The following is a 22119-nucleotide window of genomic DNA, read 5'->3' on the forward strand; positions in this document are numbered from 1 at the left end:
GTGCCTCGTCAACGTCGGGTTGTTGTTATGGGAGGGCATGGCGGATCGGCGGATCAGTCATGTAAACACTAAACCTACCAGCCATTCGCGCACTTCGGCCCGCCTGGAACAAGGGTCGTATCGTCGGTCAGAAACGCCAGCTCAAGCCAAAGCATGTCTGGGCGATACGCGTCCGACTTGAATTGGCCGAGAACAACCGGGACCTCGCGCTGTTCAATATGGCAATCGACAGTAAGCTTCGGGGCTGTGATCTCTTGAAGGTGAAAGTCGCCGACGTGATGGCTTCGGGCCAAATCAAAGAGCGCGCATCTGTTTTGCAGAATAAAACTTAGAAAACGGTACGTTTCGAGATTTCGGAAGGCACCTTGGCCTCGGTCGAGAAGTGGATGGAAGACGAGCTGATGGTCGGGTCCGAGTATCTTTGGCCGGGTCGGTTTCACGAACGCCTGCACATCTCGACCCGTCAGTACACGCGGATCGCTCGCGATTGGGTCACTTCCACCGGACTAGAGGCGGGCGCATACGGCACGCATTCGATGAGGCGAACAAAGGTGGCCCAGATCTACAAGAAGACCGGCAACTTGAGGGCGGTTCAGCTGGTGCTTGGGCACACCAAAAAGGCCGGCACAGTCCAGTACCTGGGCGTCGAGCTTGAGGACGCCTTAGCAATCGCCGATGCAATCGAAATCTAGCAACTAAGGGTCGCCCTCAAGGGCGGGCGGCCCAATGCTGCCCTTGCCCGCGCAGTGGAGCGCTGCAGCAGAGCGTCGCCAGACCGGACGTTCGCTTCGGTCGCGAACTGGCCTGCGGAAAACCGGTCATCCGCGAATGAAGCGCTGTACACTTTCACCGTTTCAGCACTGACTTCATTTCGCCTGCGCCGTGGGAAGCACGGTCAGTAATCCCAAACCAAGTGCCAACAGACCGAACGCCTGGAGCATAGAGAGAGCGTCACCCGTAAGCGGCAGACCGATCAGCAGCGCAAAACCTGGTACAAGGGCAGGAAAAGTTGCCGCCCGAGCCGCCCCGAGCAGGCGCACGGAAGTTGCAAATGCGATCATTGCAATCACACCGGACAACAATCCCTGCACGATCAACTGGGTCACCAACATTGCTTGCGGCAATGCCATGAGCGCTTCAAGTCCGCGAAAGATCAGGTACCCCGGAACCAAGGTGATCAAACCTGCGAAACCAACCACGGCCGTGACGTCCATTGCAGGCAACTGCCAGCGTTGCTGAAGGGTTGCAAATGCTGCCCACGAAAAGCCCGCGAGTATAAACATGGCGTCACCATTTAAAGCGGTGCCAGACGGGCCCACCCCCCAACCCACGATCAGGGCGAGACCTGCCAGTATAACGGTCACGCCGATCATGCGTTGAAACCCGAGCGTTTCCTTCAGAACCAGCCGCGACAATGCAAGACCGCCCAGCGTCAAGGATGCAGGAACAAGCACCGAGCCATGCGCGAGAGGGGCGAATTCGTAGCCACCGACGCTCAGCAATACGAACGGAGGGCCAAGCAGTGCAGAGACGGTGATCGCTTGGATCGATGTCATGCGGGGTCGCGCACCTTCACGTCGCATCAGCAGGATCGCCAACATGACGGGCCCGGCAACGAGATAGCGCAAGGCGGCGACATCAAATCCGTCCAACCCCGCAGCGACCCCTGCCCGCGAGAGGGCCAAGTAGGCCCCCCAGATGGCAGCGGCGCTCAGGCCAGCGACTAACCCAAGCCGGGCGGTGCATGAAAAAGAGACTGCGGTCGGGGAAAGTGCGCGCGACATTGGTAAGCCCTTCCAGTTTACGCCGTTGCGCCCGAGCGCGCGGCCAGAAGCGCCAGGACGGCTTTGGCGCCTGCTTCGGAGGATTGAGGGTTTTGGCCCGTGACTAGGTTGCCATCCGTGATCGCGTGCTCGGTGAAATCGGCAGCGTTGTCGATGGATGCGCCCAAGTCGCGCAGCCGATCTTCAAGCAGGAAAGGGACAACGTCGCTTAGTTCAACAGCGTCTTCTTCTCCGTTGGTGAAACCAGTCACGCGACGGCCAGCGACCAAAGGCGTGCCATCCGCCTTGCGAGCACCGACCAGTGCGACAGGACCATGGCAGACCGCCCCAATTGGCTTGCCTTCTTCGTCGAAGGCCTCAATCAATCCGGCCAGCGCGGCGTTCTCGGGGAAATCCCACATGGGTCCATGTCCTCCGGGAAAAAACACAGCGTCACAGTCCCCGGCATCGACGTCGGACAGTTTGAGCGTGTTGGCCAGAGCCGCTTTGCTCGCCTCATCCGCTTCAAAGCGATGGGTTGCTTCGGTTTGCCACTCGGGCTCGGCGCTTTTGGGGTCGATGGGCGGGTGGCCCCCTAAGGGCGAGGCAAGCGTCACTTCCGCCCCGGCATCGACAAAGACGTAGTAAGGGGCGGCGAACTCCTCAAGCCAGAAGCCGGACTTGCGACCGGTATCGCCAAGGGTGTCGTGGGAGGTGAGGACAACAAGGATGCGAGGGGTGGTCATGAGATATCTCCAATAGAAATGAGGTGTTTGGGGCGGCGCACAAAGCCGCTCACTCGAAATCAATCGATCTGTGTCCGGCCAAGTTGGCGGTACCAGTCGGCATTGTCCCAAAAGGCTGTGACGTGAATGATCTGTCCGGCATCGTCCACTTCGATGACGAACATGTGGCGCAGATCGTAAGAACGGCCCTGGTTCACGATGCCAAATGTGTCCTTCGCTTGCGTGCCCGAGATACTGACGTCGACAAATGCGCGTGTGCCTGCTGCGTCTTCGGAGATCGAATGCACTTCGTTGGACAAATCAGGGAACGCGTCGATCAGTACGGCCCAGCTGCCCAGACTGATTTCTTCAACGGGACCGGCGAGTCCGAAGGGGATGTATTCGACCACGCCTTCGGGACGGAAGAGTTCGATCATGGCAGGAACGTCCTGGGCGCGGTAGCGGTCAAAGAAGGCTTCAGCGGCGTCCGCGGCCGGACCTGCGAAGGCTGCAAACGGGGCAGTGGCCAGAATGGCTGCGGCGGCGAGAGTGCGAGATGTGAAGGTCATGAGTATCTCCTGAGAGGGTTGGGATTGTTCGATGACCTCAACCTATCTTTCCCAACGGATCTGATATATGGGATGAAACGGAACACATTATTGCCACAGAGCAACAATGAAAGAGCTGGACGGCTTGGCCGAGTTTTGTGCCGTCATTGACCAAGGCGGGTTTACGCGCGCGGCTGAGGCGCTGGGTGTATCCCCGTCCTTCGTTAGCCGCCGTGTATCCAACCTGGAGGCGCGGCTCGGGGTGCGGCTACTGCATCGAACGACCCGGCAAGTGAACCTGACCGATATCGGGGCGCAGTATCACGAGCGCGCGACAGCGGTGCTGAACGACATCCACGACATGGAAGCGGACCTGGCCGAACGCCAGAACCGTGTGGTTGGGCGCATCCGTGTGTCGGCCGGTGGTTTGTTCGGTGAAATCCACGTGGCGGAAGCGCTGGCCGGTTTTGCCGCACTGCACCCTGAGGTCGAGATCAACCTCGACATCTCGGCCCGGCGCATTGACCTGATCCGCGAGGGGTTCGACCTCGCCATTCGCCATGGAATGCCGGACGATCCTGACCTTGTCGTGCGCCGCATAGGAACGCGCCGCATGATGGTATGCGCAGCCCCATCGTATCTGGAAACCAATGGCATACCGATAGCGCCATCCGATTTGGCGCAGCACACCTGCCTGTCTCCAAGCCGCGAATGGCTATTCTGCGACGGAGATCGCGCCATGACCATGCGCATCGAAAGCCGCTGGACCTCAAACAACGGCGTCGCCCTCGTCCGCGCCGCCCGGCAAGGGTTAGGTATTACAAGGCTTGCTCAAACCTATCTGGCCCGGGACTTGCAGCTAGGCCGTCTTGTCCCCCTTCTGCAGGATTGGGAAGTCGCACCGCAGCCAACCGTTCTGGTCTATCCCTCGCGGAACCGGATGCCTCACCGCCTTAGAACCCTGATTGCCTATCTTGTTGAGACGCTGGGTACTGGCTGATTGCGTCTTGACCGCGCTTGACGGTGGAAACCTTTTTTGATGCGCCCGGCCCAAAGCTGCCGTTAACTACCTGTACTGGATGCTGCGACTGCAGCCCACTTTGCGGTCATTCGCTGCATGCGCCAAATCCGGCATCCATTAAACTCACAGATCGCTGGTCAGAACGGCTTTTGCGCTTTCAGCTATGACTGATTCAGAAAGCTCTTCACGGCGGTGGAAGCCATCAAGAGTGCGCTCGTGTCAATCTGCCGCTTCAGGCACTGGGGCATGTTGCAAAGCTTCATACTGCCGCCAACCGCCCAGATGGGTGATGTCGTCGGCGCCTTGGACACCTGTTGTCTCAACGAGGAAACCATGCGCCTTTGCGCCACTTTCCAGCTCGACCGTACCGATTGACAGGGGCGCTGGAATGCCCTCCAGAAATCCACCCATCGCCGTTTTTGGAAGCGCCCAGACTTCCAGATCAATATGCGACCCTTTTTCAATTCTTAGCAGTCCTGGCCGCTGCGGTGGTCCGCCGGCAAGCGCGTACAGCCGATAGCGCGGCGCAGTGCGTGTCACCTCGAGGAGCCGACCGCCTTGCGACGTCAATTCACTGTTCAGCGCCATGCCGGACATATGTGCGCCGCAGACCGCTATGGCGATCTCCTCATCTGTCGCTTGTGTCGGTGTATCTGCTATGGTTTCCTCGGTGAATGCTGCTGCGACACCCGCGATTTTCGCGTCATGCCCACTGGGGGCAAGCAACGTGACAGACCCTGGACGCCCGTCGCTACGCAGGTCGGACGGGACTGCGATACCGCACATGTCCAGAAGGTTCACAAAGTTCGTATAGGTGCCAAGGTTGGAATTTGGTGTGACGGGGTCCGCGTCGAGATCGGCTGTGGAATAGAAGGTCGGGATGGTAGGAACGCAGAGCATATCAACGCCTGCCATCGTATCGCGCGCCGCACGCTCAAGGTCTTTCAGGCGGTACATTCCCCGAAAGGCATCAGCTGCGGAAAGCTGTTCGGCAGCGCCAATGATTTTGGCAGTGGTTGGATGGAGCGCGTCAGGCTGATCGCGCATCAGCTGTTCGACAACTGTATAGCGTTCGGCAACCCAGGCACCTGCATAAAGCATTTCCGCGACAGCATAAAATGGGCTGAAATCAAGCTCGACAATGCGTGCTCCAAGTGCCGTGAGCTTTGCAATACTCGCCTCAAAAGAGGCTGCCTGGACATCATCGCCAAAGAAAACGCGTGAAGCCGAGTCTGGGACGCCTATGGTCAGGGACGGCGGACAGGGCTGTACCTGTCCGGCTGCGATTGGTTTTGAATAAGCATCTTCAACGTCTTCGGCACAGGCCACCTGAAAGGCCGCAAACGCGTCTGTAACATTGGCGGCGAAGATCGAAATCGTATCAAGCGTGCGGCATGCTGGTACCACGCCTGTAGCCGAAAGCGCCCCGAGCGACGGTTTGAGACCGACGATATTGTTCAGTGCTGCGGGCACACGGCCTGAACCGGCCGTGTCTGTTCCAAGGGAGAACGTGACGAGGCCGTGCCCCACCGCCACACCCGAACCGCTCGATGAACCGCCAGGAACGATTTCAGGGTCAATTGCGTTGCGCGGCACGCCGTAAGGTGAGCGGACACCGACAAGGCCAGTTGCGAATTGATCAAGGTTGGTCTTGCCGATCACCAAGGCCCCCGCAGCACGCAGCTTTGCTACGACAAAAGCGTCTTGCTCCGGCGTGTAGGCATAGGCGGGGCAAGCTGCCGTCGTCTGGATGCCCGCGACATCGATGTTATCTTTCGTAACGAATGGCACGCCCCAAAGAGGTTGCTCAGCGGAACGCACAGGCAAAGCATCGGCCTCTGCGATCACGTCTTCCATGGGGCGCAAATGGATAAAGATTGCAGGATCGTTCACCGCGTGGATCCGACGATAGACTTCGCGGACAATATCAGATGGCATGGCGCCTCCCGAATAGGCGTCTTGCAGGGCTGTTAGTGTCAAAGGCATGTCATGGGTCATAGATCTGGGCTTTCGGTATTTAGGCGGCAACGGGATTTGGCGGTTGGGGCGCGGCTTCGATCAAAGAACGGGTATATTCGTGGCTGGGATTATTCATGACGGCAGCCGTTGGACCGCGATCCACGATTTCGCCGTGCTTCATAACAAGCACTTCATCACAAAGCAGTCGGACCACGTTCAGGTCATGGCTGACAAACAGATACGACATTCCCATCTGCGCACGCAGGTCAACAAGCAAATTCAGTACGATCGCTTGAATGGAGACATCCAGCGCCGCCGTTGGCTCGTCAAGGATCAGGAGTTTTGGCTCCAGTGCAATCGCGCGGGCAATTCCAACACGGGCCTTTTGACCGCCGGATAGCTGGTGCGGGAAACGGCTCAGAAGCGGCTGTGGCAGGCCGACCAGTTCGGCCAGTTCGGCGACCCGCGCATTCAGCTTGCTGCCACGCATTCTGGCGATCCGCGCGAGCGGTTCAGCAATTGCCGAGGCTGCTGTCCCACGCGGGTTCAAACTGTCTGTCGCATCCTGAAACACCATCTGGATCTCGCCGCGCATAGGGTGACGCATAAAACGGGCTGAGGGTGTCGCTGCAATGTCCTGTCCGTCGAACAGGATATTTCCTGACGTCGGGTCCTGAAGGCGGACGACCATCTCGGAGGTGGTTGATTTGCCGCTACCGCTTTCGCCAACGAGGCCAAGGGATTGACCGCTTTTGATCTGGAACGAAATGCTTTTGACAGCCTGCACCGGACCGGATTTGCCGGGGTAGGTCTTCACCAAATCGCGCACCTCAAGAAGTGGGCGATCATGGACTTTGTGTGCAGGCTCAGCGGTGCGGGTTTCCGGGGGAAGCAAGTTGCGGATGGATGCGCCAACACGTGGGGTCGCGTCCACCAGTTTGCGGGTATAGGCGTGCTGCGGATCTGTAAAAAGCTTCTGCGGATCACCTTCCTCAACGATCAGCCCATCTTTCATGACGACAATCCGGTCGCAATATTGCGACGCAAGGCCAAGGTCGTGGGTGATGAGGATCATACCCATGCCACGTTCCCGGGCCAGCTCGCCCACGAGGTCCATGACGGCCTTTTGTGTCGTGATGTCGAGGCCTGTGGTGGGCTCATCCGCAATTAGGAGCTGCGGCTTGCAGGCCAGTGCGATAGCTATAACGATCCGCTGGCACATACCGCCCGATAGTTCGAAAGGGTAAGCATCATAGCGCGCCACAGCATCGTTGATCTTGACTGCTTCCAACGCTGCGATGGCCTTGGCCTTGGCGTCTTGCCTTGTGGCCTGCGCATGACGGATCAGGACGTCCTCGACCTGATGCCCGACACGTCGGATTGGGTTCAACGCCGCACGCGGGTTTTGGAAGATCATCGAGATTTCACGTCCGCGTATGTCGCGCATGTCCCTCTCGGACGCTGCACGCAGGTCGATCCCGCCATAAACCACCTCGCCTGTGCGGATTTCACCGCCCGCATCAAGGATGCGCATCAGCGCGTAGGATGTGACAGATTTGCCCGACCCGCTTTCGCCGACGATGCCAAGCGTCTTACCCTTTGCAACATCAAGGGAAATGCCGCGCACCGCATTGACTTCGCCTTTGCGGGTCTTGAACGCGACAGACAGGTCTTTGATCGACAGCATAGGTCTCAGGTCCTTTTCCGTGGATCAACGATGTCGCGCAGACCGTCGCCAAGCAGGTTGAATGTGAATACGGCCAGCATCAGCCAAAGACCGGGGAAGACAGCGAGCCACCATTCGCCCGAAACGATAAAGTTTGCCCCTTCGGCGACCATGATTCCCCATTCCGGGGTTGGCGGTGCCACGCCAAGCCCAATAAAGCTAAGGCCCGCCGCATTTAGGATAGCCCAGCCGAGGTTCAGCGAGACCTGCACCATCATCGGTGGCAACGAGTTCGGGAAAATATGGACGGCAAGAACGCGCAGATCACTGTTCCCGGCGAGCTTTGCCGCCTGTGCAAATCCAGAATGGCGACGAATGTTAACTTCGGCACGCACAAGGCGGGCATAGAACGGGATATTGATGATCGCCGTGGCGTATATGATGTTTTCCACTGTGTTGCCAAGGGCCGCGACAACACCCATCGCCAGCACAAACAGCGGGAAGGCCATGATCGTATCAAGGCAACGGTTTAGAACAGCGTCCAGCCAACCGCCCCAATACCCGGCGATGGACCCGAGGATTGAGCCAATCACGAAGCTGAGTGCCACCGCGGCAACCGAAATAGTGAGGTCCAGTCGCGTGGCGACAATGACCCGGCTGAATACGTCGCGCCCGAGGTTGTCTGTCCCAAACCAGTGGTCCCAGCTTGGTGCTTCCAACGCACGTGCAGCGTTTGTGGCCAAGGGGTCGTAAGGGACAAGCGCCGGGCCAAAGAATGCACACCCCAGAAAGAATGCGAGCATTGCAAAGGCCAGCATCGTGACCGGATTGTCGCGCAGCACATAGACGATATGTCCAAGCGTCGTGTCGCCCTTGCGGCGCGTCGTGTCGGGAGTTGATGCAGTCATATCAGCCATCAGTTCAGCCCGATACGCGGATCAATCAGCGCATAAGCGATGTCGATCACAAGGTTCAGGGCTACGAAAAGGAGTGCCATCGCAAGGACGAAGCCTTGCACGGCGGCATAGTCCGACACCACCAACGCTTCGACCGCGTATGACCCGATGCCGGGCCATGCGAAGACCTTTTCAACCAGCACATTTGCACCCAGCGTAAAGGAAAAGACCATCCCGAGCGTTGTGACGACGGGCAGCAGCGCGTTTCGGAACGCATAGCCAAACAGCACTTTGCCGTCGCTGAGCCCTGCTGCACGGGCGGTACGGATAAAGTCCGAGGACAGTGCCGACAGCATCGCGGCACGGGTCATGCGTGCGATGGGTGCCAGTGTGAACAGCGCCAGAGTCGTCGCAGGCAGGACAAGCTGCTTCAGCGCACCCAGCCAGGTTTCCCAGTCGCCTGCGAGCGCTGCGTCGATCAGGTAGAAACCGGTCACATGTGGTGGCGAAAGATAGATGAAATCAAGCCGCCCCAGCGGCGACGGCGCCAGACCCGCAAGATAGTAGAAGATGTAAATCAGCAAGATGCCGGTGAAAAACGTTGGCATTGATACCCCCGCCGTCACAAGGACACGGCACAAGTGATCGACCCAGGTCCCGGGCCGCGTTGCCGCAAGCACACCAAGCGGGATCGCAATGGCGCATGAGAGCAGAAGCGCCGCCAGCGTCAACTCCAGCGAAGCGGGCAGACGCGCACCCAAATCAGTAAGCACGGTCTGGCCGGTCGTCAGCGACGTTCCCAAATCGCCACGGATCAGATCACCAACGTAGTAAAAGAACTGCTGGACAAGCGGCTTGTCGAGACCGAGGGTCTCGCGGATTTCTGCGATAGATGCCTCATCGGCGGCAGGCCCGGCAAAATAGGCAGCTGGATCACCGGGTAAGGCGCGCGTGAGCAGGAATGAAATCACTACAACGCCCATCACCACAGGGATTGCCTGGGCCACACGGCCCAGGATCATTTTGCTGCGTGCGGCCATCAGCTTGTGGCCGTGGTCAGCGGACGCACGTCAAGCTGACGGTGGAACCAGAACTCATACCCTGCCGCATCGTTCATTGCGACGTTCAGAGCCGGTTGCCAAAGCGGAATACGCGGCAGGTCCTCAAACGCAATTTCAAACATCCGCTTGATGTTTGGCGCGTAGGCCGGATCATCCATTGGGATGTGCAGCGTGCTGTCGACCAACGTCTCGATTTCTTCGTTGAGATAGTTGGATGAGTTGAACAGGTGACCGTTCTTATACGCCCAGAAGAAGTAGTAATCAGGGGTGTTCAGCCAGCCACCGAAGTTCTCAAGATGCAAAGGCAGGCGCTTTTCGACCAGCGCCGCAGTGCGCCAATTCGCTCCGGGGATTTTTTCGATCTGGGTGTTGATCCCGATCTCCCCAAACGCCTCTTGCAGCAAAAGCGCTGTCGGTTCCATCCAGTCTGCCAGACCAAGGCTGATTGAAAGCGGCACTTCAAAACCAGACGCGAAACCGGACGCAGCCATGTGTTCCTTGGCCTTGGCCAAATCAGTCATGTAGGGCGACTTGCGTGGCCATGCCGTATCGGTGATCTCAGCCTCACCTCCCCACATGGGCGCACCCCGGCCATAAGCTGCGGTTTGGAAGATGGCTTCATAAGGAATGGCATAGGCCAGTGCCTTGCGCACATTCGCGTCCTGGAAGGGCTCGAAATTGAAGTTCGGGCAAAGGCAGTGGATGCAGTTCTCGATCGGTGTGGAATAGACATCCACACCGTCCATTGCATCAAGCTCGGCGGCATCCTTGTTGGGAATGTTGAACGACATCTGCACATCGCCCCGTTCAATCAAAGCACGGCGGGTTGCCGGGCTTGGCACCTCGCGCACGATCACACGCTCAAAGCTGGGTAGCGGTCCACCGACCCAAGCATCATTGCGTTCATAAACAAGCTGTTGACCTTGATCCCAACGCGCGACCTTGAAGGCTCCAGAGCCTGCAGGCGTCATATGTAGATATTCCATTGCCCAAGGATCGTCATCGGTCGCATTGGCCATTGCGACTTCGGAGTTAATGATGAACGGCACAGGCACTGCAAGGTCAGGCAGCGTCAGTTTGGAAGGTCTGTCCAGCGTTATGACAAAGGTTTCCTCATCCGCAGCCGCGAACTGATCCGGACGCTCCAGCCCGCCAGCCTTCATCTGCACTGTTGGGAAGCCCCCTGCGGAGACTGCGCGGTCGAACGACCACTTCACGTCTGCCGCCGTGACCTTGCGCCCATCCCAGAACGTCGCGTCCGACTTGATCTTGAAGGTCATCGTGAGGCCGTCATCGGAGATGGTCCAGCTTTCGGCCAGCTCAGGCACAATTGTGTCGTAGTCATAGGACAGCCCACCACCGGGCGCATCTTTCGTGCCAAAGCTGACAAGCCGGTCATAGCAATTCACGGCCACCTGATAGGAGGCGCGATTGGTGCCGGTGCGGTGCAGGTCAAGACTGTTAATCGTTTGGCCGGAAACGACAACGATGGTGCCGCCAGTTTGCGCGTGAGCGGGCATGGCCTTGAGAAACGGCAACATTGCCGCACCCATCGTGGTACCGGTCAATTTGAGAAAATTTCTGCGAGAAGTGTCCGTCATGGCAAGTCCTTTGCGAGCAACAAGAAAATTGTTTTTTGTTTGACACTGGCTAGTGCTGCACACAAATGCTAAAGCCGAAGCATAGTGATGCAAAAAATGCAGCGCTTTGATGTCATTACTGCCGGGACATGTAACATGCGCCATTTGCTCATCTACGACATGATCGAGGCCGTGCATCGCTCTGGGTCCATTCGGAAAGCTGCAGAGGATACCAATATTACCGCCTCAGCGCTCAACCGACGCATACAGGCGTTTGAGGAAGAGTTTGGCTCAGAAATTTTTGAGCGTCTTCCCAGAGGCATGAGACTTAATCCTGCGGGGGAGCTGCTACTTCACCATATCCGACTTCAAAGGCAGGATCTATTGCGCGTCCATAGCCAGGTAGCAGACCTGTCAGGTGTGCGGCGCGGTCATGTCAAGATCGCCTGCTCCCAGGCGCTTCTTCCATACTTTCTGCCGCGCGAGATTTCAAAGTACCGCGCCGAGTTTCCCGATGTCACATTCAGCGTGAACGTGCGCGACCGTATTCAGGCAGAACAGGATCTGGTGACTTTCGAAAGCGATCTGGCCCTGGTGTTTGAACCAGCGCATATGGTCAACTTTGAAGTGCTGCACGCGGTTCATCAACCGGTCATGGCGGTGATGTCGGCCGCGCATCTATTGGCTGATCGCAAAAGCCTGCGGCTGCGGGAATGTCTCGAATACGACCTCGTTTTGCCTGCCAGACAATTCGGCGTGCGCGTTCTTCTGGATCAGGCCGCGGCGCGATTTGGTAGAAAGCTCGAGCCCGCGCTAGAAACCGATAGTTTCGACATGGTGCGCCATTTTGCAGCCTATGGTCACGGGATCGGGTTTCAAATCCCCGTAGGCTTGAATGACCTTGCCCGCCCGGACATGTCCTTCATCCCAATCGCCGCGCGAGACATTGCAGGAGGAGAACTCTACCTGGGACATCTCAAAGGGCGCACCCTACCAGTCGCCGCGCTAAAGTTCGCAAATCAGGTCATGACGGCACTATCGTACGCATAAACGCTATGTCAGAGTCGAACTGCTCTTCGACAGCGTCATACTCGATGCTACCGCGGCAAGCTTCTTTCTGCTTGCGCGTGCAGCATGATATCAAAATGGCCGGGTTGGGCTCGAAACACACTTGCGGCGTCGAGGCAGGACTATCTTGAGGCCAGCGCCGACGCATCGACTCGATCGGCCCAAAGCCGCCATTGGCACAGCTAAGTTGTTGCAGCGATTGCAGCCCAAATTTCCGACATTCCCTGAGAACGCTTGGTCCGTCTTGTAGCTGAGGACCAGACTGGAGACGCACTCGCTCCAGGGATGTCGAATGCCTTGTGGAAAATACGCTGCCAGAGGCGTGGTTCTAGAAGCCATCAAACTCCGGAGTGTTTCCAAGTCTGACAAGAAAGTTGGGTAATCCGACTTCACCACTGTTTGGGTCTTCACTGATAGTATAGGCATCAGCACCCGCACAATCCTCGGACTGAGCTTCCCGTTCCGCTCTGTTCTGGGCCTCTGCCGCCGTTGAATATTGAAACTGCTTGCCAATTTTCAAACCTGCTTGCCCTTCACGCCCGGCCTTCTGTTCCACATATGTCTGACAGATATAATGAACTTTCGTCGTGCTCTCGCCTTTATGTGTCACGGGCAATTCCTTTTTCTGAGTGTTATCGCCGCCACAGATAAAAATGGTTAGGCGAAGAGCGCATCGGCCCACTGCGTGATGCTCTATCGCGACGGCTTCGCCGGGGCGCTTGCTTCTCTTTCGAGGCGCGCCTTGCGGAGACGGTTGATCTTGGCCTGCCGCTGTTCAGCTTCCTCGTCCACCATCTTCCTGACGATGCGGGTTGTTTTTTCCATCGGTGATTCTGCCTTGGGGCCCTGCGTTTTGAACAGGCTTGTTTTCTTTGGCTTTGCCACTGTCCATTCTCCTCTTTGGTTTTTTCGGGGAGCGCGGAAAAGGTCCTTCAGACCAGTTCCAGGCGATCAGGACCATTGGCTTCGCGCACTTGTGGCGCAGGCTGGCCATTGACCAGATTTGTCTGGATATCCGGAGCGGCCATGGCGCGCATCAATGCGGAATAATTCATCTGAAACCGCATTTCTGACCCGACACAGTGCGTTAGATCTTTTGTGCCAATGACAAGATGATCGCTTGTCGCGCCGATAAGCGAACTTCCGGGACACATTTCGAGGCCAGCCGCATCAGTGTCCTGAAGTCCAATGGCAAGAAGCAAGCGCGTGGTTCCTGAGGTGTTCGGGACACGCTGAATTTTGACAACGGAAAGCTCAGAACAGTTCGCGTATGGGCACACAGACCTGGCGTCGGTCTCGATCACCTCGGCAACAAGTGTGCACGCGTCGCTGTACATGCCGTCCAGCCTTTGGCCTGTGACCGGGTCGACGCCAAGCAGTATGGTTTCGCCAATGCGCAGATCGTTGATCCGGCCAGTAGTGCCTGCGCCAAAGGCCCAGGTCAGGTTTGCGGAGTTGCCGCCAGATACGGTCTGAAGGAAAGGGCCACATCGCCCCTCGACATCATTGGCAAGGGCGGACAGGGTCTGCATCTTTGCAACTGCAGGGGTGGCGCCATTCAAACAGGCAAAGTTAGCCCCGATGCCTTTCAGCACCACACCTGGCATGTCCACCACTTGCTGCGCGATGTCGCCAAGGTCTTGCGGCAGGATACCTTCGCGCATGTCGCCCATTTCGACCATCAGGATAATGCCGTGAACCGAGGCTGCCCGGAGCGCTGCTGCGGCCAGGCCCGCGATCACCACTATCTCAGTATTGAAGCTCGCCTCACAGACCTGCACGACGTCATCGACCTGGCTGAGCATCGGTGTTCGGATCAGGGTAACCGGGCACGTCATTCCAGCTTCGCGCAACCGTTTCACATTGCTCAGACGCGCCTCAGCCAGGCCTGCAGCACCACCGTCAAGCATCGCCTGGGCGATGGCCGGATGTCCGCAGACAGCTTTGGTCACTGCGGTCACACGGATGCCACGTTTCTCCAATCTCCTGGAAATCGTCCGCGTATTATGGCGTATCTTGCCCAGATCGACATCTATACGCGGGCTGCTCATATCGCCGCCCTGGGTACCCTTTGCTGCAGGCCAGGATAAGCAGCTACAACCATCGCCAGTAAATGCGCCGCCGGGCGGCTGAGTGCGTCAGTGACGGGCAGTCTGAGTTTTTCGCTTTGTGCCGTAATCGTAGCTGTGATCTCGGCTTTGGACATACCCTCGTGATTAAGCGTAACACCGATGACTTTTGTATCAGCAAACGCCTCGATCAAAGCAATCTCGCTTGCCGGGGTGGGCATCGGCATATCTGGAAAATCACAGCGATGGGCGCGTTTTGGCGCGTGTTGAAGGATGACGGCGTCCGGCTGACTGCCGCGCAGGATAAAGGCTGATGTGCAGAACGCGGGATGGCTCAACGCGCCCTGGCCTTCGATCAATATGACATCAGGTTGCTCAGCTTCTGATGCCGAAACAATCGCGCCTTCCAGTTCGCCACAGCAGAACTGCGGCGGGATGGCATCCATGGCCACACCGTATTTAGCACCCTGCATCAGACCCGTCTGACCTGTGCCGACCAGAACAGTCCTGATGCCCTTTGCGTTCAGGGCTCGGGCCAGGACAGTCGCCGTGGTCCGCTTGCCGATGGCGCAATCGGTCCCAAGAACGGCGATACGCAGCGCATCAACACGCGCGATGCTGCCATCAAAGAGGCGCATGTCTTTGCTGAGTTTGGGCTTGCGGATATCGCGGATGGTAACCTGTTTTTCCGATGCGGCATGTGCAATTTCGGTGTCGTCGCTCAGATATTCATGCAGGCCAGAGACGATGTTCATCCCACGTGCGATGGCATCCAGCACGACGCCACGATCAGCGGGCGAAAGCCGCCCGGTCGAGGGGGCCATTCCATAGATGAAAGTATCAGGTGTGAAGGCTTCGCGGCCAACAGCGGCGCCAAGGTTTTTGAGAATTGGTATGCTGTTGATCGCCCCATCAAGAACCATCCCGCTATTCTCGCCACTGTGGGTGCTGTCGATGACAGAAACGATCCTGCAGGCCTCTGAATGACGCACAAGGCCGTTGGCAGTTTTGCCGTCAATCCTGGCAAAGTTGCCTTCGCAGTAAACAACGGCTGTCGGCTGCACTGTAACCTTCATCAGCGAAGATGGACGCGCAGATGTGTCATGGATCATAGGAGGCGCCTGGGCACCTCTGACGGGACGGCGAATGGTATCTGCCGACTGGATTTCGGTTTTCATCGTATTTTCCTTTTGCTGTTTGAGCAGCTGACCAATGGGACATTCGGGCGGATGTCCTGGTGCGACGCGCTTAATTATCCAGCACGCACTGCCCTCTGGATTTTTGAAAGTTCCGGTTGCATTCCCAACGGTTTCCGGACCTGTCGAGATGGGCATTCGCGGGAATATCGATTACGTCGCAGCCCTTAGCATTGGCTTCATAACCCCTCTGGCATTTCCATCCCACGCCATAGGTTGCATCGTGAAAATAGGCGAACTCCGGCACGACGACGATCGTGCACAGACCCTCCTGCTCGAAATAACCACGTTCACATGTCCAGGGTTGACCATAACCGGATCCGTTCAAAAAACCGTTGATCGGGACCACAATGGCTTTGCAAAGCTCGTCCACCCGTTCAAACCCACGGTCACATTCCCAGGCGGATCCATAGGAAGCATCTGTCAGATAGGCGTTTTCGGGCAGGACAACCTCTTGGCAGGTATCGTCGGTTATGCGAAATCCGCGCAGGCAGTGCCAGCCCCCTCCAGAGGGATCGAGAAACCCGCCATCGGGCACAACCACCGCAACGCAGGCCGCTTGATCGAGCTTGCGAAACCCGTGATGGCACTCCCATCCGAGACCGTAGGTGCGGTTTGTCTCATACGCATTTTCCGGTGCCACAACAGCTGCACAGTTATCGCCGTTAAGCCGATACCCGATGTCGCAGTCCCATCCACTCCCATAGCTTTTCGCGCTGGCGTTTTCTGGCATGGGTTGGGCAAGTGCAGGTATTGCCAGGAGAAGCAGAGCAAAGACGGGACCCATGAAAACAGCAAACAGAATTCGGGCATCGGCCAGCACGGATGTTCTGCAAGCTGTATGCGGCCATTGTCGCCCTGCTTTTGAGTTACGATCCATCCAATTCCAGCCCCGCAAGGCACGCGGCTGCAAGATCACGGTCTGGCTTGTCTGAACCCGGATGGGTCGCCCAACCTGTGTCCATCATCGCATTCCGGCGGCCAAAGCTGGAGAGCTCCCGGAGACTTGCGAGTTTCTCTGTGCGTTCCGGATCAGCCGCGGACATGCCGAGGCAGACCGGTACCATCGCCAGAGTTACTTCGTCTTTGGCCATGTCCTCTGCCATGGTTTGGGCACTGCTGCCTGTTGTCCAGCCTCCCCAGGTAAAGCCGAGGATTGAAATCGCAATCGCGCCACCCAAAGCACCGTAGATGCCGGGTTTCGTCCATTCTGGAAAAGTCATTTTTTGATCCTTTGACGGAGAAAGCGCCGCCTCACTTTTTTGCACAGACAAGACATTTTGTCTGTTCGGTTACTAAGTTGTACCGCTCGATATGGCGTTGCTCATACTTGGCCGCAGCTCATAGACTTTTCCGACCGCAAAAGCGGGTGGACCTCACACACGGGCTGTGGGTCGCGCGAAAACGTCGACAACTTTCCCAGGCGTCCGTTCTATGTCACGGCAAGTGACAGTCGAATTTTGAAAACAGGTAATTGCAATTGGCTCTGGCAGGCGATGCGCCTTTGCCGAAGAAGACCACAACTTTGTGTACCTTATGTAATCGCCAGCCACATGATTTACAATGCCAGCTGACCTGACCTCCGTTCCAACACCGCAGATGTATTGGAAATGCGGCGCGCGAACGGACCGCTGAATTTGCGTGTCTGCAGTTGGCCTGCTGAAAGATTCGCCTGTGTTAACAACGGATCCAGATTTTCTGGACGTTGGAGCGCAGACCTTCTTCGTCATGTTAAGCACTGCCCGATAATTTTGATTTTTCTCTTTGACCTCAGTGAGCCGCCTTCAGCGAAACGGGGGGCCATGCGCCCAGACGGTCAGCGAACGGCGAAAACCGCGTTTAACCGGCGTTACCTGATGCAGAACAAAGCTCGGAAATACACTTACAGATCCCTGCGACCGGCTGGCCGACAGGATGTGAGAACCTGGCATGATTTCCAAATCACCTCCATCGTAAGTGTCCGGATTGGTCAGTTGCAGAACAAGCGTGAGCTTTCTTTTGCCAGCCACACGGCCATGACCAATGTCAGAATGCCAGCCAAAATGGCCCCCTTTTGTTGCATCATAACCGGCGACCTGCGGGCTTTCTGCAAATTCGCGCAGATCGAAATCAAACTGGTGCTTGTTGGAATGTCTGACAAGCTCAATCAACCGGGTCATCACCCAGTTCAGGTCTTCAACATCGTCCATCCAAACGAGTTCCGCGTCACGCAGATTGTGATCCCGATTGCGGCCCACAAGCAGCGCATTATCGGTTGGGGTGTCGGCAATTGACGCAACAATGTGATCGCATTCGCCAGTGGAAAACGCATCGGTCACCGAGTGCACAGCCATCATTCCGCCCGCCATTTACAAATCGTGGATGAAGTATTCGTCGACGCGCGAAGGGGTTGCATCAATGCATGGCCGGTTTCCCGGACCGATCCGACAGGTCTTTGAATACTTTTATGATTTCTGCCGGCTCCGCCCGATCAAGTGCCGCGTCTGCGATTTCTTCTTCCGTCCAGATCCAGGATTTTGCCGGATCATGAAGCATCGCCCAGTTTGCAAACAATCGACCTTGTATCTTGCGATTCAGGAGTTCTTTGACTCCAGCATGACGATCATCGCGCCGAATTCGTGTGTAAGCTGCGCGCACTGCATCTTCCGGACCTTCCAGTAACTGGAGGTAGACGTCATGTCGACAAACCAAAGCGCCGGTTACGTCATCCCGCTTATTTCAGCGTCTGGCATCGAGCAATATGCCCGCCAGTGTCGGCTCATCGAATCCAAAGGGCTGCGACACATAAACGATCTGAATGAGGTTTGTGATGATTTGGCTCCCTACGGGATTAAGCGATGCATGAAAATGCTTTGATAGACGCACGATCACATCGCTTCAGATGAAGACCGTACGGCTTTGGCAACGCAGAGTCCCAATTAAAGTTATCGAACGGTTAATTTTGAGAAAGCCGAGTCAACATTGCGGTCTTTGCGCCGTGACCGCGCATGTTCCCTGCTCGGGCAAATGCGGCAGGGATACAATTCAGTTTGGCCTGGAGGGTGTGAGGCCGCCGCAAGACAGCACCAAAAACCAAACGCCTGCCGCATTTTCTACGCTCCGAGCGCAAGCAGCGAGAAACTTGAACTCGCAAGATGGGTTTGATCTCAACTTAAGGCGCAACGCAGCAAGACCGTGGTACGGTGCCTAGTTAACGTCAGATTGACGTTGCTGAGGGCGCGGCGGATCGGAGGATCAGTCATGGAGACACCAAACCTACCAGCCATTCGCGCACTTCGCCCGGCTTGGAATAAAGGTCGCATCGTTGGCCAGAAACACCCGCTGAAATCCAAACACGCTTAGGCGATCCGCGTTCGACTGGAAGTGGCTGAGAACCTTCGCGACCCAGCTCTGCTCAAAATGGCAATCGACAGCAAGCTTCGCAGATGTGATCTCGTGAAGATGAAGGTGGTTGACGTCATAGCGCCCAGCCAAACTAGGGAACGGGCGTCGGTGTTAATCAGCAAGACACAAAAACCTGTGCGTTTCGAGGTATCCGAAGGAACCCGAGCATCAGTTGAGAAATGGATGGAATGCGACATTTCGGTCGGGTCAGATTATCTCTGGCCAGACCGTTTTCACGAAAGACTGAACATTTCGACCTGTCAGTACGTACACACGAATCCTACGCGATTGGGTCACTTCGATCGGCTCTGAGGCAACAGCCGATGGCACCCATTCGATACGCCGCACCAAGGTTGCGCAAATCTACAAAGTAACGGAAAATCTCAGGGCCGTGCGGCTACTGCCTGGTCACACCAAGATGGATAGCACAGCCCGATATTTCAGCGCCGAGCTCGATGATGCATTGGCTATCGCGGAAGCCATTGAAACTTAAAGTCTTGGGCCGTCTGTTAGCGGCCCCTAAGAGACATTCGTCGCGGTCACCGGTGCCGCACTGCGGCTTCACCAGACCGGCCATTCGCCGCAAGTGCAAAATCTGACCACGGTCGAACACGCAGTCTGCGGGACAGAACGGACCTTGGGATGTGGACGGACAACGTCGGTTTGGCGAAAAATGCAATACCTTAGGCGAGAAGTGGTTTCCGACCGACGTATCCAAGGCTGAACCTGCGAGCCCGCGAGTTTCTTTCAAAAGGAATAACGCGAACGGAGCTCAGGCCGCATTGGCGCAACCAGTTCAGCGCGGTCGCCCGAGAAACCCGATGCACCCGCCAGATCAACTGGACATATGCACCAATCAGAGATGCTCTTGTCACGCTACAAATCAAGATGCCGCCCGGTTTCAAAACGCGGTACATCTCTTGCAATGCACGATGCGGGTCTGGCAAATGCTCGATGACATGAGCTGCTAGAACAACGTCGAATGTGTCATCCAAATAAGGCAGTTCCATAACGGAGCCCTTTTTGGGTTGCACGACGATGCCTTGCCGTCCAAGGCGTTGCGTTGCTTGCTGAAGCATCGCGCTCGAAATATCGATGGCGTCCAATTGAAAGTCCTTGCCGATGTGCGCATGGAAAGCGGAAGACATCGCACCAGTTCCCACACCTGCATCAAGAACGCGCATGGCGTGGGTATCCTGCCTGTATCGCGGTTGTCGCAAGACACGAGCAAACACTGACTTGTAGGCGGCAACAAAGCCATTACGGTCAATAATGTCATGCCACCGCTCTGATTGCCTGTCATATTGCGAAGCCAAGTCATCTTGATCAAACGGGCTTCGGTCAACGGACAAGCGCCAGGTTCCAAACGACCGGGAAAAAACCGGAATAGAAAATGACGCTGCTGAGCACGCTGACGGCAATTTATTTTCAGCCTGCATGGGAGGCTCGGACATATGAATTTGAGTGTTGAACAGGTTGCCAACGCCAAGTCAGGGCGAAAGCAGCGGCAAAAGCGCAAAGCTGCACAACGGCAAAGAAGATGTCGTCCGGATCCGCGGGCGGAATGTATAACATCCCCGCAACAGCCACCGGAACAAGTACGAGGTTCAAAGTGCGCGACGCACGCGGCGGCAACAAAGCCGTCAGAAGGAAACCTAACAATAGCAGTTCGACAGCAAAGGCCCCGAAGAGGAGAACTGTTTCCGACATCGGGTTACCGTTGATGTTTTCCGACAGGATTTCGTTAAGCGTGCTGGCCATCGTGAATTCATGAATGTCGCGAAAAACCATGTTGAGAATGGCAAACAGCCAAAGCAATGAAAGGGTTGGTCTAAGGTCTTTCTCGTTAGAGGTGGCAAGCATGGGACTCTCCAGAATTGGTTTTGCCACGCTCTTTCAGCTATTCGATATCCGAATGGAATTGACGAAATTTGGATAACTACTATACGCAAACACATGAACTGGGATGCGATCTCTTTTGACTGGAACCATATCCGTGCTTTTCTGGCAGTGGTCGAACAGGGCTCGCTCTCGGGGGCCGCACGGGCTCTGCGACAGACACAACCAACACTGAGCCGACAAATCTCAGCACTGGAAGAGGCGCTGGACTTAACGCTGTTTGAACGCGGCACGCGGGTGATGCAGATTACCGAGTCTGGAACTGAACTGCTGGCACATGTACGCAGAATGGCGGATGCCGCAACTAAGATTTCGCGTGTCGCCACGGGACAGAGCCAAGCGATTGAAGGCACCGTGCGGATCACATCAAGCGATGCCATGGCGGCTTACGCTCTGCCGCGTTGCTTGATTTCGCTACGCCAATCGTATCCCGGCATCAGCATTGAACTGGTACCTTCTAATGAAGCGGCCGACCTGACCCGCCGCGACGCTGACATCGCCATCCGACATGCCCGACCTGAACAGCCCGATCTGGTGGCAAAGCGGATCACCGATATCGAAATCTCGCTCTTTGCAGCCACGTCCTATCTTGATGAATTAGGCCCTTTGAAGACACCGGATGACTTCGCCTGCGCTAACTTCATTGGCTATCAGTCGCCCGAACGGCTGGTGCCGCAAGTTGCTGCGATGGGTTTTCCTGTCACTAAAGCCAACTTCGGCATCACCACATCCAGCGGCAGTACGATGTATGAATTGGTACGTGATGGCGCAGGCATCGCATTCTTGCCAATCGTGGTCGCCGAAGGCCGCCTTGGGCTGCAACGGATATTGCCTGACGCGCCCACGTGCAAGATGGAAACCTGGCTTGTCACGCATAGGGAAATTCAAACCAGCCGCCGCATTCGGTTGACATTCGACCACCTGGCAAAAGAACTGGACAAAGACAGGTGGGCAAGCCTGATTGCTCGATCATGATCGACGAGCCTCTTCGGCGAAATCAAAGTGCGCAACTTGATGCGGACAATATCCGTGACTCTGGGTTCGCAACTGACATCGAAGCGCAACATCTGATCAGCATGTCTGCACAAGCCGATCAAGGACGGCCCATACCTGCCGTTCACTTACCAGTTGAAATGCCGCGATGCGGCCCACCAGAGAAGACATTCGCTGCGACTGCAAATTTCTGGCCGCTCTGAACTCACAAATCGCGGACGGAGCTGCCGATCACTGACAAAAACGAACGCCCGCTTTGGCGGATGGGCGCCTGAACCTAGGATGCGCGTG

Annotated in this window: 20 protein-coding genes and 3 pseudogenes; 5 read left to right on the plus strand and 18 right to left on the minus strand. The window is 56.6% G+C overall.

What is annotated here, in order from left to right; genetic code table 11:
• Positions 1-218: 218 nt before the first annotated feature.
• Positions 219-692, plus strand: a pseudogene (locus Q0792_RS07850) (tyrosine-type recombinase/integrase).
• A gap of 174 nt (positions 693-866) precedes the next feature.
• Here Q0792_RS07850 and Q0792_RS07855 read toward each other — a convergent pair.
• Genes Q0792_RS07855 through Q0792_RS07865 form a run of 3 tightly spaced genes read right to left on the minus strand, consistent with a single transcriptional unit; the run spans position 867 to position 3057 of the window.
• Positions 867-1784, minus strand: coding sequence for a DMT family transporter (locus Q0792_RS07855; protein WP_298838470.1), 918 nt, complete (start codon positions 1782-1784; stop codon positions 867-869).
• A gap of 17 nt (positions 1785-1801) precedes the next feature.
• Positions 1802-2509: a type 1 glutamine amidotransferase domain-containing protein gene (locus Q0792_RS07860; protein ID WP_298838472.1), complete on the minus strand. Its 708-nt coding sequence runs from the start codon at positions 2507-2509 to the stop codon at positions 1802-1804.
• A gap of 59 nt (positions 2510-2568) precedes the next feature.
• On the minus strand, positions 2569-3057 hold the full coding sequence (locus Q0792_RS07865; RefSeq protein ID WP_298838474.1) for a nuclear transport factor 2 family protein: 489 nt from the start codon (positions 3055-3057) through the stop codon (positions 2569-2571).
• A 106-nt stretch (positions 3058-3163) separates the two neighbouring features.
• Here Q0792_RS07865 and Q0792_RS07870 point away from each other — a divergent pair, with 106 nt between their 5' ends.
• Entirely contained in the window at positions 3164-4036 is an 873-nt protein-coding gene (locus Q0792_RS07870; protein WP_298838477.1) for a LysR family transcriptional regulator, read from the plus strand.
• Positions 4037-4276: 240 nt separating this feature from the next.
• Here Q0792_RS07870 and atzF read toward each other — a convergent pair whose 3' ends face one another.
• Genes atzF through Q0792_RS07895 form a run of 5 tightly spaced genes read right to left on the minus strand, consistent with a single transcriptional unit; the run spans position 4277 to position 11417 of the window.
• On the minus strand, positions 4277-6055 hold the full coding sequence (gene atzF, locus Q0792_RS07875; RefSeq protein ID WP_298838480.1) for an allophanate hydrolase: 1779 nt from the start codon (positions 6053-6055) through the stop codon (positions 4277-4279).
• A 19-nt stretch (positions 6056-6074) separates the two neighbouring features.
• Positions 6075-7703 carry an ABC transporter ATP-binding protein gene (locus Q0792_RS07880; RefSeq protein WP_298838483.1) on the minus strand — a complete coding sequence of 543 codons (1629 nt, stop codon included), beginning with the start codon at positions 7701-7703 and terminating at the stop codon, positions 6075-6077.
• Positions 7704-7708: 5 nt separating this feature from the next.
• On the minus strand, positions 7709-8599 hold the full coding sequence (locus Q0792_RS07885) for an ABC transporter permease (RefSeq protein ID WP_298838485.1): 891 nt from the start codon (positions 8597-8599) through the stop codon (positions 7709-7711).
• A complete protein-coding gene (locus tag Q0792_RS07890) occupies positions 8599-9618 on the minus strand; it encodes an ABC transporter permease (RefSeq protein WP_298838490.1) in 1020 nt (339 codons plus the stop codon). Before Q0792_RS07890 ends, Q0792_RS07885 begins: the two co-directional genes overlap by 1 nt.
• Entirely contained in the window at positions 9618-11417 is a 1800-nt protein-coding gene (locus Q0792_RS07895; RefSeq protein WP_298838492.1) for an ABC transporter substrate-binding protein, read from the minus strand. The genes Q0792_RS07890 and Q0792_RS07895 overlap by 1 nt, the downstream gene beginning before the upstream one ends.
• On the opposite strand from Q0792_RS07895, the gene Q0792_RS07900 reads away from it, so the two are divergent.
• Positions 11376-12269: a LysR family transcriptional regulator gene (locus Q0792_RS07900; RefSeq protein WP_298838495.1), complete on the plus strand. Its 894-nt coding sequence runs from the start codon at positions 11376-11378 to the stop codon at positions 12267-12269. The genes Q0792_RS07895 and Q0792_RS07900 overlap by 42 nt on opposite strands.
• Positions 12270-12615: 346 nt before the next feature.
• Here the strand turns inward: Q0792_RS07900 and Q0792_RS07905 are convergent, their stop codons facing one another.
• The 8 genes and pseudogenes from Q0792_RS07905 to Q0792_RS07940 all read right to left on the minus strand — a co-directional run.
• Positions 12616-12897 carry a hypothetical protein gene (locus tag Q0792_RS07905; protein WP_298838500.1) on the minus strand — a complete coding sequence of 94 codons (282 nt, stop codon included), beginning with the start codon at positions 12895-12897 and terminating at the stop codon, positions 12616-12618.
• A gap of 83 nt (positions 12898-12980) precedes the next feature.
• Entirely contained in the window at positions 12981-13172 is a 192-nt protein-coding gene (locus Q0792_RS07910; RefSeq protein ID WP_298838503.1) for a hypothetical protein, read from the minus strand.
• Between the two features lie 47 nt (positions 13173-13219).
• Positions 13220-14338 (minus strand): alanine/ornithine racemase family PLP-dependent enzyme, encoded by a 1119-nt coding sequence (locus Q0792_RS07915; RefSeq protein ID WP_298838505.1) that lies wholly within the window; start codon positions 14336-14338, stop codon positions 13220-13222.
• Positions 14335-15534 carry a DUF1611 domain-containing protein gene (locus Q0792_RS07920; protein WP_298838508.1) on the minus strand — a complete coding sequence of 400 codons (1200 nt, stop codon included), beginning with the start codon at positions 15532-15534 and terminating at the stop codon, positions 14335-14337. Before Q0792_RS07920 ends, Q0792_RS07915 begins: the two co-directional genes overlap by 4 nt.
• A gap of 70 nt (positions 15535-15604) precedes the next feature.
• Positions 15605-16375 (minus strand): hypothetical protein, encoded by a 771-nt coding sequence (locus Q0792_RS07925; protein WP_298838510.1) that lies wholly within the window; start codon positions 16373-16375, stop codon positions 15605-15607.
• 46 nt (positions 16376-16421) lie between these two features.
• On the minus strand, positions 16422-16775 hold the full coding sequence (locus Q0792_RS07930) for a hypothetical protein (RefSeq protein ID WP_298838513.1): 354 nt from the start codon (positions 16773-16775) through the stop codon (positions 16422-16424).
• A gap of 561 nt (positions 16776-17336) precedes the next feature.
• Complete coding sequence (locus Q0792_RS07935) at positions 17337-17888, minus strand: 2OG-Fe(II) oxygenase (protein ID WP_298838675.1); 552 nt, start codon at positions 17886-17888, stop codon at positions 17337-17339.
• 58 nt (positions 17889-17946) lie between these two features.
• Positions 17947-18258: pseudogene (locus Q0792_RS07940) on the minus strand (BLUF domain-containing protein); the annotation flags it as partial.
• Between the two features lie 639 nt (positions 18259-18897).
• Between Q0792_RS07940 and Q0792_RS07945 the strand changes: the two are divergent.
• Positions 18898-19429 (plus strand): annotated as a pseudogene (locus Q0792_RS07945) (tyrosine-type recombinase/integrase).
• Between the two features lie 190 nt (positions 19430-19619).
• Here Q0792_RS07945 and Q0792_RS07950 read toward each other — a convergent pair.
• A complete protein-coding gene (locus Q0792_RS07950) occupies positions 19620-20375 on the minus strand; it encodes a class I SAM-dependent methyltransferase (protein ID WP_298838515.1) in 756 nt (251 codons plus the stop codon).
• Positions 20365-20799, minus strand: coding sequence for a DUF6326 family protein (locus Q0792_RS07955; protein WP_298838517.1), 435 nt, complete (start codon positions 20797-20799; stop codon positions 20365-20367). The genes Q0792_RS07950 and Q0792_RS07955 overlap by 11 nt, the downstream gene beginning before the upstream one ends.
• Positions 20800-20892: 93 nt before the next feature.
• Between Q0792_RS07955 and Q0792_RS07960 the strand changes: the two genes are divergently transcribed.
• Complete coding sequence (locus Q0792_RS07960) at positions 20893-21810, plus strand: LysR family transcriptional regulator (RefSeq protein ID WP_298838519.1); 918 nt, start codon at positions 20893-20895, stop codon at positions 21808-21810.
• Positions 21811-22119 lie beyond the last annotated feature (309 nt).

This window comes from uncultured Roseobacter sp. (assembly GCF_947495025.1).
Classification (GTDB): Bacteria; Pseudomonadota; Alphaproteobacteria; order Rhodobacterales; family Rhodobacteraceae; genus Roseobacter.

Bases quoted from the DNA above. Each gene is read 5' to 3' on its own strand.
- Q0792_RS07935 (WP_298838675.1), bottom strand. From the start codon at position 17,888: ATGATGGCTGTGCACTCGGTGACCGATGCGTTTTCCACTGGCGAATGC.
- Q0792_RS07895 (WP_298838492.1), bottom strand. From the start codon at position 11,417: ATGCACGGCCTCGATCATGTCGTAGATGAGCAAATGGCGCATGTTACA.
- Q0792_RS07955 (WP_298838517.1), bottom strand. From the start codon at position 20,799: ATGCTTGCCACCTCTAACGAGAAAGACCTTAGACCAACCCTTTCATTG.
- Q0792_RS07885 (WP_298838485.1), bottom strand. From the start codon at position 8,599: ATGGCTGATATGACTGCATCAACTCCCGACACGACGCGCCGCAAGGGC.
- Q0792_RS07890 (WP_298838490.1), bottom strand. From the start codon at position 9,618: ATGGCCGCACGCAGCAAAATGATCCTGGGCCGTGTGGCCCAGGCAATC.
- Q0792_RS07865 (WP_298838474.1), bottom strand. From the start codon at position 3,057: ATGACCTTCACATCTCGCACTCTCGCCGCCGCAGCCATTCTGGCCACT.
- atzF (WP_298838480.1), bottom strand. From the start codon at position 6,055: ATGACCCATGACATGCCTTTGACACTAACAGCCCTGCAAGACGCCTAT.
- Q0792_RS07870 (WP_298838477.1), top strand. From the start codon at position 3,164: ATGAAAGAGCTGGACGGCTTGGCCGAGTTTTGTGCCGTCATTGACCAA.
- Q0792_RS07855 (WP_298838470.1), bottom strand. From the start codon at position 1,784: ATGTCGCGCGCACTTTCCCCGACCGCAGTCTCTTTTTCATGCACCGCC.
- Q0792_RS07860 (WP_298838472.1), bottom strand. From the start codon at position 2,509: ATGACCACCCCTCGCATCCTTGTTGTCCTCACCTCCCACGACACCCTT.
- Q0792_RS07880 (WP_298838483.1), bottom strand. From the start codon at position 7,703: ATGCTGTCGATCAAAGACCTGTCTGTCGCGTTCAAGACCCGCAAAGGC.
- Q0792_RS07950 (WP_298838515.1), bottom strand. From the start codon at position 20,375: ATGCAGGCTGAAAATAAATTGCCGTCAGCGTGCTCAGCAGCGTCATTT.
- Q0792_RS07930 (WP_298838513.1), bottom strand. From the start codon at position 16,775: ATGACTTTTCCAGAATGGACGAAACCCGGCATCTACGGTGCTTTGGGT.
- Q0792_RS07960 (WP_298838519.1), top strand. From the start codon at position 20,893: ATGAACTGGGATGCGATCTCTTTTGACTGGAACCATATCCGTGCTTTT.
- Q0792_RS07920 (WP_298838508.1), bottom strand. From the start codon at position 15,534: ATGAAAACCGAAATCCAGTCGGCAGATACCATTCGCCGTCCCGTCAGA.
- Q0792_RS07915 (WP_298838505.1), bottom strand. From the start codon at position 14,338: ATGAGCAGCCCGCGTATAGATGTCGATCTGGGCAAGATACGCCATAAT.
- Q0792_RS07900 (WP_298838495.1), top strand. From the start codon at position 11,376: ATGCGCCATTTGCTCATCTACGACATGATCGAGGCCGTGCATCGCTCT.